The 12,106-nt window shown below is 63.0% G+C and carries 9 protein-coding genes and 1 pseudogene; 3 read left to right on the forward strand and 7 right to left on the reverse strand.

Features of this window, described 5'->3' with window-relative positions:
* Nucleotides 1–1,047 (reverse strand): annotated as a pseudogene (locus C1D09_RS25450) (hypothetical protein); the annotation flags it as partial.
* Nucleotides 1,048–1,122: 75 nt separating this feature from the next.
* Entirely contained in the window at nt 1,123–2,421 is a 1,299-nt protein-coding gene (locus C1D09_RS25455; protein WP_143976837.1) for an adenylosuccinate synthase, read from the reverse strand.
* 213 nt (nt 2,422–2,634) lie between these two features.
* Here C1D09_RS25455 and C1D09_RS25460 point away from each other — a divergent pair, with 213 nt between their 5' ends.
* Complete coding sequence (locus tag C1D09_RS25460; protein WP_143976838.1) at nt 2,635–3,546, forward strand: DMT family transporter; 912 nt, start codon at nt 2,635–2,637, stop codon at nt 3,544–3,546.
* Nucleotides 3,547–3,599: 53 nt separating this feature from the next.
* Here C1D09_RS25460 and serA read toward each other — a convergent pair whose 3' ends face one another.
* The 5 genes from serA to glmM all read right to left on the reverse strand — a co-directional run bounded on the left by serA (nt 3,600) and on the right by glmM (nt 10,121).
* Nucleotides 3,600–5,201, reverse strand: a complete 1,602-nt coding sequence (gene serA, locus C1D09_RS25465) for a phosphoglycerate dehydrogenase (protein WP_143976839.1) — start codon at nt 5,199–5,201, stop codon at nt 3,600–3,602.
* A 63-nt stretch (nt 5,202–5,264) separates the two neighbouring features.
* Nucleotides 5,265–6,440: a phosphoserine transaminase gene (locus C1D09_RS25470; RefSeq protein ID WP_143976840.1), complete on the reverse strand. Its 1,176-nt coding sequence runs from the start codon at nt 6,438–6,440 to the stop codon at nt 5,265–5,267.
* A 201-nt stretch (nt 6,441–6,641) separates the two neighbouring features.
* Nucleotides 6,642–7,415 carry an outer membrane protein gene (locus C1D09_RS25475; protein WP_143976841.1) on the reverse strand — a complete coding sequence of 258 codons (774 nt, stop codon included), beginning with the start codon at nt 7,413–7,415 and terminating at the stop codon, nt 6,642–6,644.
* A 235-nt stretch (nt 7,416–7,650) separates the two neighbouring features.
* Entirely contained in the window at nt 7,651–8,484 is an 834-nt protein-coding gene (locus tag C1D09_RS25480) for an outer membrane protein (RefSeq protein ID WP_143976842.1), read from the reverse strand.
* 284 nt (nt 8,485–8,768) lie between these two features.
* Nucleotides 8,769–10,121 carry a phosphoglucosamine mutase gene (gene glmM / locus C1D09_RS25485; protein WP_143976843.1) on the reverse strand — a complete coding sequence of 451 codons (1,353 nt, stop codon included), beginning with the start codon at nt 10,119–10,121 and terminating at the stop codon, nt 8,769–8,771.
* Nucleotides 10,122–10,490: 369 nt separating this feature from the next.
* Between glmM and C1D09_RS25490 the strand changes: the two genes are divergently transcribed.
* Complete coding sequence (locus tag C1D09_RS25490) at nt 10,491–11,327, forward strand: hypothetical protein (RefSeq protein ID WP_143976844.1); 837 nt, start codon at nt 10,491–10,493, stop codon at nt 11,325–11,327.
* 295 nt (nt 11,328–11,622) lie between these two features.
* Nucleotides 11,623–12,081: a hypothetical protein gene (locus C1D09_RS25495; RefSeq protein WP_143976845.1), complete on the forward strand. Its 459-nt coding sequence runs from the start codon at nt 11,623–11,625 to the stop codon at nt 12,079–12,081.
* The last annotated feature ends 25 nt before the right edge of the window (nt 12,082–12,106 follow it).

The raw sequence follows: 12,106 nt of genomic DNA on the forward strand, positions 1-12,106 counted from the left end.
ATTGACGGGCGGGGTTGCGGCCGGCGCTGCCCCCGCCGCGGGTGTAGCGGCAGCAGGCGCCGCCGCGGCTGGCGGTGCCGCGGGCGCGGCCGGAGCCGGATTCGCCGGCGCATTCGTCGCCGATGGCGGTGTCGTCAGCGCTGCGACGGATTCACCCTCGCCTATGCCGGTTTGGCCACCGGCCGGGCCGGGGTCGGTCTCGCCGCCTTCGGGCGTCAGCCGCTGCGTGAATTTCGTCCCCTCGGCACCCGCCGCGGGCGCAGGCGCCGCCGGGGCATCGTTCGCCGGCTTGGCCGGCGCAGGTTTCACTGGTTCGGTCTTGGCGACGACCTTGCTGCCGTCCAGGCCCAGCAGCTTGCCGAAGGCGTCCTTGTTGAGCCAGATCCCATAGCCGCCACCGGCAACGACCAGCAAGGCGACGACGGCGGCGATCAGCCCGCCATAGCTGCGCTTGCGCTCGGCCGGGCGCAGGCGGAAAGTGTCGGAGGCCGCCGGCTCCTCGTCGTTCGGGAAGACATCGCCGCGGTCATCCTCTTGATCCGTGTCCATGCCCGGCAAGGCAGGATCGGCGAGGTCGGAGGCCGCCGGTTGCACCGGCGTGGGCTTCTGCCAGCTTGACTCGGTCTTGGCCGCAGGCGGCGGCGCAGGCCGGTAAGGTTCCGGCTTGGCGACGGGCGGCGGCACGGGACGGGACGGCTCGGGCTTGGCGGCAGGCGGCGCCGGCCATCCCGACTCCGCCTTCACAGGCTGGCGCGTGTGGCTCGGCTGGTTCTTGTTGCGGTCGATGGAGGAAAAGATGTGTTCCAGCTCGGCGAGCGGATCGGCATCCGGTACCTTCTTGGCATAAGTTCGCTCGGCACTTGCGATAGCGTCTTCCAGCAAGCGCTTCTGGGTATCGATGGCTTCCGCGGCCATCGGCGGCGAATACTCCGCAAGCTTCTTGGCAAGCATGGTACGAACGCTGTTATAGATGCGCGTACGCTTTTCCGGCGTCTCGTCGCCGTGCTTTTCGAACGCGTTTTTCAGAATAGCAACGAAATCTACCATGCTTCGGTCGACCTGTATTTTGCTTCCGCGCCGGCCCCCGCAAATCAGCCGCGATGCCCGGAAAGGCTTGAGAAACTAGTCTTGAAACGGATCGGTCACAAGTATTGTGTCGTCCCGTTCCGGGCTCGTGGAGAGGAGTGCCACGGGCGCGCCGATCAACTCCTCTATGTATCGGACATATTTGACGGCCTGGGCCGGAAGATCGTTCCAGCTGCGCGCACCGGCGGTGGTGCCTTTCCACCCTTCCAGCGTCTCATAGACCGGTTCGACACGGGCCTGTGCTCCCTGGCTTGCCGGCAAATAGTCGATCATCTCGCCGTCGAGGCGATATCCGGTGCAGACCTTGATCTGGTCCAGCCCATCGAGCACGTCGAGCTTGGTCAGCGCGATGCCCTTGATGCCGTTGACGGCGACGGCCTGGCGCACCAGCACCGCGTCGAACCAGCCGCAGCGTCGCTTGCGCCCGGTGACGACGCCGAATTCATGGCCGCGCGTGCCGAGGAATTCGCCGATCTCGTTCTTCTGTTCGGTCGGGAACGGACCTTCGCCGACGCGCGTCGTGTAGGCCTTGGTGATGCCGAGCACATAGCCGATGGCGCCCGGACCGACGCCCGACCCGGCGGCGGCCTGCCCGGCCACCGTGTTGGACGAGGTGACGAACGGATAGGTGCCGTGGTCGATGTCCAGCAGCGTGCCTTGCGCGCCCTCGAACAGGATGCGCTCGCCGGCGCGGCGCTTGTCGTCGAGGATCTTCCAGACACGGTCCATATAGGGCAGGATCTCGTCCGCGACCGAGGTCAACTCGGCCATGATCGCGTCATGCGTGACTTCGCCATGGCCAAGCCCGCGGCGCAACGCATTGTGATGCGTCAGCAGCCTGTCGACCTTCAGGGGCAGCGTTTCCAAATCCGCCAGATCCATCACCCGCACCGCGCGCCGACCCACCTTGTCCTCATAGGCCGGACCGATGCCCCGACGGGTCGTGCCAATTTTCGTCCCGGAATTTGACGCGGCGTCCTCGCGGAATCCGTCCAGCTCCCGGTGCAGCGACAGGATAAGCGCTGTGTTTTCGGCTATTTTCAGGCGATCCGGCGTCACTTCGACGCCCTGCGCCTTAAGCTTTGCCGCTTCGGCCACGAAAGCATGCGGATCGAAGACCACGCCATTGCCGATGATGGACAGCTTGCCCTGCCGCACGACGCCGGACGGCAACAGCGACAGCTTGTAGACCTTGCCGTCGACGACCAGCGTATGGCCGGCATTGTGGCCGCCCTGGAAACGCACCACGACATCGGCGCGCTCCGACAGCCAGTCGACGATCTTGCCCTTGCCTTCGTCGCCCCACTGCGAGCCGACGACCACCACATTGGCCATGTTTCTTTTCCCTTGAGACGCCGCCGAGCGGCTTGGATATGGTTCGAAACGACAGGCCTCTATAGCGTCAAGACCTCGCGAGCGCGACCTTTCTTTGCCGCCGAAAATGCCCTGAGGCACAACAATTTTCGGCTTTGACATCATTTACTTGGGCTAAGAGGGGCACTAGGCCGGCAAACACCGCAACGCATCCGTCGCGGCCGGAATCTTGCGATGCATCGAAGCGCCTACTTATTCCTGCTGCTCACCACCTTGCTGTGGGGCGGCAATTCGGTGGCCGGCAAGCTGGCGGTCGATCACGTCTCGCCGATGATGCTGGTCTTCCTGCGCTGGGTGCTGGCGGTGGCGATCCTGCTGCCGATCGGCTGGCGCACGATCCAGGAGGACTGGCCCGTGGCGCGCCGGCACTGGCTGATTCTGGCCGCACTCGGCGCCAGCGGCTTCACGCTGTTCAACGTGATCTTCTACACGGCGCTCAACTACACCACGGCGATCAACGTCTCGATCGAACAGGCGGCGATGCCGATCCTGATCATGACGGCCAATTTCGTCTTCTTCCGGCTGCGGGTGAACTGGGCGCAGATCGTCGGCGTCGTGCTGACCATTGCCGGCGTGATCCTGACTGCCTGCCACGGCGATCCCCGCCGGCTGCTGACGCTGGAGCTCAATTTCGGCGACGCCATCATGCTGGTGGCGGTCGTCCTTTACAGCGGCTATTCGGTCGGGCTGCGGCTGAAGCCAGCGCTGCGCTGGCAGAGCCTGATGCTGGCCATGTCGATCGCCGCGCTCATCACCTCGCTGCCCTTCGTGCTGTGGGAGGTCGCCGCCGGCAAGGCCATCGTGCCCGACGCACGCGGCTGGACGGTCATCGTCTACACCGCGATCGGCGCCTCGGTCGTCTCGCAGATAGCCTACATCAGGGGCAACGAACTGATCGGCGCCAACCGCGCCGGCCTGTTCATCAACCTGGTGCCGATCTTCGGCACGCTGCTTTCGGTGTTGATCGTCGGCGAGACGTTCCAGCTCTATCAGGCCCTGGCGCTTGTGCTCGTGCTGGGCGGCATCGGGCTTGCCGAACATAGCGGGCGCAAGAGCGCGACCGCCCGGCCGGCCAGGGCGCGCTGACCAGCAAGAAGGCGCGACAGAGGCCGCGCCTTCCAACGCTGCCGAAAGCGGGATCAGATCCCGCCGACGTCGAACTGGAGCCGCTTGGCCGAGTCGATCGACTTGTGCGCCCGCACCTGCTCCAGCACCTTTTCCGGGAACGGCGCGTCGAGATAGAGCAGCGCGATGGCGTCGCCGCCCGGCCGGTTGCGGCCAAGCTGGAAGTTGGCGATGTTCACACCATTCTCGCCGCACACCGTGCCCAGCAGGCCGATGATGCCGGGCGCATCGGCGTTGGTGGTGTAGAGCATGTGCTGGCCGACCTCGGCGTCGAGGTTGATGCCCTTGATCTGGATGAAGCGCGGCTTGCCGTCCGAGAAGCAGGTGCCGGCGATCGAGCGCGTCCTGTGCTCGGTCTTGACCGTCAGCTTGATGTAGCCGTCGAACACCCCCGACTTGTCGCGCTTGACCTCGGCGACGATGATGCCGCGCTCCTTGACCATGATCGGGGCCGAAACCATGTTGACGTCGGAGACCTGCGGCCGGATGAGCCCGGCAAGCGCGGCGCTGATCAGCGCGCGTGTGTTCATCGTCGCGGTTGAGCCGTCGAACAGGATCTCGACCTCCGTGATCGGATCCTCGGTGACCTGGCCGACAAAGGCGCCGAGCACTTCGGCGAGTTTGACGAAGGGTTTGAGCCGCGGCGCTTCTTCCGCCGTGATCGACGGCATGTTGATGGCGTTGGAGACGGCGCCCTTGATCAGATAGTCCGACATCTGCTCGGCGACCTGCAGCGCGACATTCTCCTGCGCTTCCGCCGTCGAGGCGCCGAGATGCGGCGTCGCCACCACGTTTTCCAGGCCGAACAGGGCGTTCTGCTCGGCCGGTTCCACCTCGAACACGTCGATGCCGGCGCCCGCCACCTTGCCGCTCTTCAACGCCGCGATCAGATCGGCCTCGACGATCAGCCCGCCGCGCGCGCAATTGATGATGCGCACGCCATTCTTCATCTTGGCGATTGCGCCGGCGTCGATGATGTTGCGCGTCTTGTCGGTCAGTGGCGTGTGCAGCGTGATGAAGTCCGCGCGCGCGAACAGCTCATCGAGCTCGACCTTGTCGACGCCGAGTTCCTCGGCACGCTTGTCCGACAGGAACGGGTCGAAGGCGATGACATGCATCTTCAGGCCGACGCCGCGCGTGGCGACGATCGAGCCGATATTGCCGCAGCCGATGACGCCCAGCGTCTTGCCGGTGATCTCGACACCCATGAAGCGGTTCTTCTCCCACTTCCCGGCATGGGTCGAGGCGTTGGCTTCCGGGATCTGGCGCGCCAGCGCGAAGATCATCGCCACGGCATGCTCGGCTGTCGTGATCGAATTGCCGAAGGGCGTGTTCATCACGATGATACCCTTGCGGCTCGCCGCCGGGATATCGACATTGTCGACGCCTATGCCGGCGCGGCCGATGACCTTGAGCCTGGTGGCGGCGTTGATCAGCTTTTCGGTGACCTTGGTCGCCGAGCGGATGGCGAGGCCGTCATACTGGCCGATCACTTCGAGCAGCTTTTCCTTGTCCTTGCCGAGGTCGGGCAGATAGTCGACCTCGACGCCGCGATCCTTGAAGATCTGCACGGCGGTGGGAGAGAGTTTGTCAGAGACGAGAACGCGGGGCGCCATGGCGGCCTCCTTGAAATGGGATTGATCCGGGAATGGGCGGCCCGCGGGCCGCCGCGGAAAGTCTCAGGCCGCCGCTTTCAGCGACGCCTTCTGCGCGGCGAAGGCCCAATCGAGCCAGGGCAGCAGCGCCTCGAGATCCGATGTCTCGACCGTCGCACCGCACCAGATACGCAGGCCGGGCGGCGCGTCGCGATAGGAGCCGATGTCGTGGGCGACACCTTCCTTGTCGAGCGCCGAGACCAGCCCCTTGGCGAAAGCCGCCTGACCGTCGGCGTCGAGCGCCGCCACATCGGCATCGGTGAAAGACAAGCAGACCGAGGTGTTCGACCGCGTCGTCGGCTGGACGGCGAGATGGCCGAGCCACAAGGACTTGTCGACGAATCCGTCGAGCACGGCGGCATTGGCATCCGCCCTGGCGACCAGCGCATCGAGGCCACCGATCGACTTCGCCCAGTGCAGCGCGTCGAGATAGTCCTCGACGCACAGCATCGACGGCGTGTTGATGGTCTCGCCCTTGAAAATGCCCTCGATCAGCTTGCCGCCGGAGGTCAGGCGAAAGATTTTCGGCAGCGGCCATGCAGGCTTGTAGCTCTCCAGCCGCGCGGCCGCGCGAGGCGACAGGATCAGGATGCCATGCGCGCCCTCGCCGCCCAGTACTTTCTGCCAGGAGAAAGTGACGACATCGAGCTTTTCGAAATCGAGCCTTTGCGCGAAAGCCGCCGAAGTGGCGTCGCAGATGGTCAGGCCCTTGCGATCCGCCGGGATGAAGTCACCATTCGGCACGCGCACGCCCGACGTGGTGCCGTTCCAGGTGAAGACAACGTCGCGGTCGAAATCGATCTTGGCCAGATCCGGCAATTCGCCATAGCCGGCCTCGAGCTTGCGCACGTCGGGCAGCTTCAGCTGCTTGACCACGTCGGTGACCCACCCGGAGCCGAAGCTTTCCCAGGCGACCATGTCGACGCCGCGCTCGCCGAGCAGCGACCACAGCGCCATCTCGACGGCGCCCGTATCCGACGCCGGCACGATGCCGATGCGGTAGTCGGCTGGAACCTGGAGGATTTCGCGCGTCAACGCGATCGCCTGTTCGAGCTTGATCTTGCCGATCTTGGCGCGATGGGAACGGCCGAGCGCGGCATTCTTGAGCGCCTCGACCGACCAGCCGGGGCGTTTTGCGCAGGGACCTGAGGAGAAATTGGGGTTTGCCGGACGGAGTCCGGGCTTCGTATGTGTGGTCATCGTGGTCTATCCTTCCAGATAGTGGCCCCTCGTTGGGGAGGGGTGGCCCACGGACGGCGATATGCGTTCAGGCCTCGGGCGTCAAGAGGAAAGTTTTTGTCGCTGCCGGGACACCGGCGATCCGCGGTCAGGATCGCGTGATCTCAAGCGCGAACGGCGGACCGCTGGGATCCGCCGCTAAAGTCTCGCCGGGTTCCTGGCCTACCAGAGATCGTAGCGCAGCCCGAGCTTGATCTGGTGATTGCTGATGCCCTTGTGGACCGGGAAGGAGGTCAGACTTGCGGCCGTAACATATTCGGCATCCGGGGCGGAGAAATACTGATAGCCGAGGTCGACCGAAACGTTTTTTGAAACCTGGTAGGCAAGGCCCGCATTCAGCGTATAGGCCAAGGAGTACTTCGTCTTGTCGTCCGTCTGGACGAAATCGTCGGTGGGATCGCCATTGTTGGTGAAATAGCTGGCCGAGAGCTTGCGCGTGCTCTGCACGATACCGACGCCACCGCCCAGATAAGGGGTGATCCCGACATAAGTGCCAAGGTCGACATAGCCGTTGAGCATGAGCGAGTAGGCGTAATTCTTCAGGTCCGCCGATGCGACAGTGGAGGTTGCCGGTGGCACGATGCTCAGTGAATCGTCGTAGCCAATGCCGATTTTGTTGCCGGGGAGATAGCCGAGATTGAGATCGGCGCGCAGAAAGTCGTTGAAGTGGTAGCCAAAGCCGATGCTGGCAAAGATCGGATCTTCCTTTTCGTCGAAGCTCGCCGGCGTGAAGGCGAAATCATCGTTCTTGAAGCTCTTCTGCACCAGATAGGAGACGTCACCGCGCAGATACCAGCCGGAGCCGACCTCGACCGGCACATAGTCGGGCGCCTGATCGGTGTAGATCGGCGGGTCGTAGTCGGCAGCGATTGCCGGCGTCAGCGGCAAGAGACCGAGTCCGGCAAGCGCCAGTACGATACGCGATGTGAGTGTCATAGTCCCGACTCCCGGATTTGACGACACCTGCGATCAACACGGCAGCCATCGTTTCAGGGAGCATTGTTAACCATAGTGGTTAAGTCACGGTTAAGGCTAACAGAGCGTTAGCGAATTCATTTCAGCTAATACATGGCGCTCCAAACTGTCCTCCCTGTCCGGGCGCTTCATTGGCTCAAACGAAAACCGCCCGGTCAAGCCGGGCGGTTCGCGTATACTGGAAGCAGTGGATTTCTTACTTGGTGTAGACCGGCTCAGGTTCGGGCTGGTAGGCCACCACCGGTGCCGCGCACCCATTGTTGCCACCGAACTGATAGCGCAGGCCGCCGCGCACCTCGTGGGTGTTGATGCCGCGGTCGAAACCCGGGCCGGCGCTGCTGGCATCCCATTCGAACATGCGGCCGCCCTGAATATGGGAGAAACGATAGCCGGCATCGAGAATGATCTTGTCGGTCAGGCAGTAGGAGGCACCGGCCATCAGAGCGTAAGCGAAGCGCCAATTGGATGCTCCAGGGTTGGTCTCGGTGGTGTTCGGGTCGTAGACGGTATCCCACTTGACGCGCGCGCCGCCGATACCGGCGCCGACATAAGGCGTGATGCCGTGCCAGGTGCCGATATCGACATAGGCATTGGCCAGCAGCAGCAGGGCGCTCATCTTCGACACTTCGGTCGACGTCGAGACGAGATCCGAGGTGCCGCCGTTGAAGTTCGACTTGAACCAGTAGTCGGCGGTCACGTCCGTACGCAGGTGATCGTTGATTTTGTAGCCGACGCCGCCGCCGAGCGAGAAGCCGCCCTTGAGCTTGCCGTAGTCGAAACTCTTGCCGCCCGGTATGACCGTACAATTACAGGGATCGATGCCGTAGGTCATGTAGTCAATGCCGCGCACATCGGACTTGTGATAGTCGATATCGCCACGGATATACCAGCCACCGACGTCGGCCGGCTGTTCGTAGACCGGCGGCGGTGCCTCTTCGACCTGCGGCTCAGGCAGGTCGGCTGCGAACACCGGCCAGGCCAGGCCCGCGAACAGCAACGCGAACAGGGCCTTTCTTGCTGTATTGAACATGCTTGTCACCCCTAGGAACCCTCGGAAACGCGATCGCGCCCGAACGAGATTGGCTTTCAGGCGTGGATAATGAATTGGAAAAGTTAAAAGGCGTTTAACCCTGTCGATTAACCACGAATCTCTAAAATTCGAGGAATCCGCGCATGATCTCGACAGTACGGGGCCGGTCTCCCGCCAATAAAAAAGCCCGCCGAAATGGCGGGCCTGAGTGCAACAGGAGCAGCGACGCGGCGCTCTGGAGCAATTCCGTGAAACGGTGAAACACGCCGAGGGCGCGCCAGAAATCAGGCTGCGCTGCGGGTATCCGAAATGACCTCGACAATGTCGTTGACGACGGCCTCGACCAGTTGCGGATCGTCGCCTTCGGCCATGACACGGATCAGCGGCTCGGTGCCGGACGGACGGATGACCAGACGCCCGGCCTTGCCAAGACGGTTGCGCGCATCCTCGATCGCGGCCTTGACCGGAGCTTCCTCGAGCGGCTTGCCGCCGGCGATACGGACATTCTTCAACAGTTGCGGCACCGGCTCGAATTTCTTCGACAGTTCGCTGACCGGGCGTCCCTGGCGCTTGATGCAGGCCAGCACCTGCAGCGCCGACACCAAGCCGTCGCCGGTGGTCGAGAAATCCGACAGCACGATGTGACCGGACTGTTCGCCGCCGACATTGAGCCCATGCGCGCGCATATGCTCCACGACATAGCGGTCGCCGACCTTGGTGCGGTGCAATTGCAGTTTCATGTCGCCGAGAAAGCGTTCGAGGCCGAGATTGGACATGACCGTCGAAACCACGCCGCCGCCGGCAAGCCGTCCGCTCTGGTGCCAGGACTCGGCGATCATCGCCATGATCTGGTCGCCGTCGACGATCGCGCCATTCTCGTCGACGATGACGACGCGGTCCGCATCGCCATCGAGCGCGATGCCGATATCGGCGCGCACTTCATGCACTTTCTTCTGCAGGCCGGCCGGATGCGTCGAGCCGCATTCCTTGTTGATGTTGAAGCCGTTGGGCTCGACATTGATGGCCACCACCTCGGCGCCGAGTTCCCACAGCGCCTCGGGCGCCACCTTGTAGGCAGCGCCATTGGCGCAATCGACGACGATCCTGAGGCCCGAAAGCGACATTGAGCGCGGCAATGTACGCTTGGCGAACTCGATATAGCGGTCATGCACGCCGTCGACACGCTTGGCGCGGCCAAGCCCGTCGGAATCGGCGAGTGTCAGTTCGATATCCTTGTCGAGCATGCCCTCGATGCGCTCTTCGATCTCGTCCGAAAGCTTGTAGCCATCCGGCCCGAACAGCTTGATGCCGTTGTCGTAATAGGGATTGTGCGAAGCCGAGATCATGACGCCGATATCGGCGCGCAGTGAACGCACCAGCATGGCGACGGCCGGGGTCGGGATCGGGCCGAGCAGGAACACGTCCATCCCGGCGGCGCAGAGACCCGCCACCATCGCATTCTCGATCATGTAGCCGGAAAGCCTGGTGTCCTTGCCAAGGACGACGCGATGGCGGTGGCTGCCGCGCTGGAACGAAAGGCCGGCGGCCATGCCGACCCGCATGGCGATTTCCGCGGTCATCGGAAACTTGTTGGCGCGCCCGCGAATGCCGTCCGTGCCGAAGTAATTCCCTGCCATGCGAGTTCTATTCCCTGACGGTTCTTTGCCGGCATTTTAATGCCATAATTGACCGGCGAGCCATGATCACATTGTGTGATTATATGTTACCAATCCTTAGAAAATCATTGTTGTGCGCTGCACACGACAAGGCGGCAGTCCAACATGATGGCGCCGCGGCGCTGCAATGTACCAGTTCTGCGAGCTATAGGCGGCAGCTGCACGCGGAAAATCTTGTTTTTGACCCGGCAAGGAACAATGATTTCATCACCTTGTCGGGAGGAGCAAGCTTTGGGCGATATATACGCCACTTAGCATCTGGCGCAACCGACCGTTGAGCGTTATTGATTCGCTGGGACGTATAATGGGCTGCTGCAACGGAGAAACGCCATGCTCATCCACCGACTTGCCACTTTGACCGGTCTCGCCGTCGTGACGTTGTTCCTGGCCGCGCCAGCCAACGCACTGACGATGGCCGAGTGCAGCACGAAGTATAACGCCGCCAAGGATGCGGGGACACTGGCTGGACAGACCTGGAACCAGTTCCGCAAGGCGCAATGCGGCACCGATGCCGCCGCCACCACGGATACCAAGCCTGCCGACACGAAGAAGGCAGCCGAAACCAAGCCGGCCAAGGCGGCCAAGGCAGCAGCCGCCGACGCGGGTGCCGCGAAAGGCCTGACGGCGAAGGAATGCAGCGCCAAGTACCAGGCGGCGAAGGCCGCCGGCACGCTGAACGGCATGAAGTGGAACGACTTCCGCAAGACCGAATGTGCCGCCGGCGCATCCGCCGCCGCCGACGCCACCAAGCCGGCAACCACCAAGGCAGCCGCGGCTCCCGCCGACGGCAAGGGCCTCACCATGGCCGAATGCAGCGCAAAGTACCAGGCCGCGAAGACGGCGAACACGCTGAAGGGCCAGAAGTGGAACGACTTCCGCAAGGCCGAATGCGGCGCCGCCGCTGCCGATGACGACAGCGTGCCTGCTCCGAGCGAAGCAAACTACACCAAGGAGCCGGCGAAGCCGACGACGGTTGCGCCCAAGGGGGTCACCTTCCCGTCCGCGATCTCGCCGAAATATGCCAGCGAGACCCCCGGAAAGGGCCGCATGCACACCTGCCTCGACCAGTACTATACCCTCAAGGATGCCAATGCGCTTGGCGGCCTGAAGTGGATCCAGAAGGGCGGCGGCTTCTACAGCCTGTGCAATGCCAAGCTGAAGGGCTAAGCTAAGCATTCCCCCGGATCGATGAGGCATGAGCCGGTTGAGATCGAATTGAGTTAGACGGAAAGTCCGGCAAGGACAGGCAAGGGCCCGCGATAGATCAGCTTCGCGGGCCTTTTTGTTGCTCGCGACGACGCCCGCGACCTTGCTCGCATCTATTGCGGGAGCTGTCGGCATCAATTCGCCCACACTACTCACCGCCGGGCTTATCGTTAGCTCCCAAAGATTTCGGTTGAACATATCGGGAACAAACAGTATACAAAAGGGCGTCTAACTTGTTATCAACCGGGAGGATCTTATGCCCAATTTGAAGTTGGCGGTATTGGCTGTGACGGCATCGGTTGCTTGGAGCGTCGCCCCTGCAAGCGCACTGACGATGAAGGAATGCGGCGAGACCTATCGGACAGCCAAAGAAGGCGGCACTCTGAACGGCATGGACTGGGCCGCCTTCCGCAAGGAGAAATGCGCGACGCCCGCTTCGGAGAGTGTCAGCGGGGATACCGTCAAAACCGCGCCGCAGCCGAAAAAGGAAACCGACGCGGCGGTCGCCCCCACTGTAGCGCCGCCAGGCGTGACATTCCCAACCACCCTCGCCGCCGAGTTCAAGACCGAAAAGCCCGCGAAGGCGCGGATGAAGACCTGCCTGCAGGGTTACCACGGCAACAAGGAGGCGGGTACGTTGAACGGCCTTCGCTGGATCCAGAAGGGCGGCGGTTATTACAGCCTGTGCAATGCGCGGCTGAAAGCTGAATCATAAAAATCGAATACGGCGGATAAAGCGG

The sequence above is a fragment of the Mesorhizobium intechi genome (assembly GCF_002879535.1).
In the GTDB taxonomy this organism is placed as follows: Bacteria; Pseudomonadota; Alphaproteobacteria; order Rhizobiales; family Rhizobiaceae; genus Mesorhizobium; species Mesorhizobium intechi.

Excerpts from the sequence above, each read along its gene's own strand:
- C1D09_RS25455 (WP_143976837.1), bottom strand. The coding sequence starts at position 2,421 with ATGGCCAATGTGGTGGTCGTCGGCTCGCAGTGGGGCGACGAAGGCAAG.
- C1D09_RS25460 (WP_143976838.1), top strand. The coding sequence starts at position 2,635 with ATGCATCGAAGCGCCTACTTATTCCTGCTGCTCACCACCTTGCTGTGG.
- serA (WP_143976839.1), bottom strand. The coding sequence starts at position 5,201 with ATGGCGCCCCGCGTTCTCGTCTCTGACAAACTCTCTCCCACCGCCGTG.
- C1D09_RS25470 (WP_143976840.1), bottom strand. The coding sequence starts at position 6,440 with ATGACCACACATACGAAGCCCGGACTCCGTCCGGCAAACCCCAATTTC.
- C1D09_RS25475 (WP_143976841.1), bottom strand. The coding sequence starts at position 7,415 with ATGACACTCACATCGCGTATCGTACTGGCGCTTGCCGGACTCGGTCTC.
- C1D09_RS25480 (WP_143976842.1), bottom strand. The coding sequence starts at position 8,484 with ATGTTCAATACAGCAAGAAAGGCCCTGTTCGCGTTGCTGTTCGCGGGC.
- glmM (WP_143976843.1), bottom strand. The coding sequence starts at position 10,121 with ATGGCAGGGAATTACTTCGGCACGGACGGCATTCGCGGGCGCGCCAAC.
- C1D09_RS25490 (WP_143976844.1), top strand. The coding sequence starts at position 10,491 with ATGCTCATCCACCGACTTGCCACTTTGACCGGTCTCGCCGTCGTGACG.
- C1D09_RS25495 (WP_143976845.1), top strand. The coding sequence starts at position 11,623 with ATGCCCAATTTGAAGTTGGCGGTATTGGCTGTGACGGCATCGGTTGCT.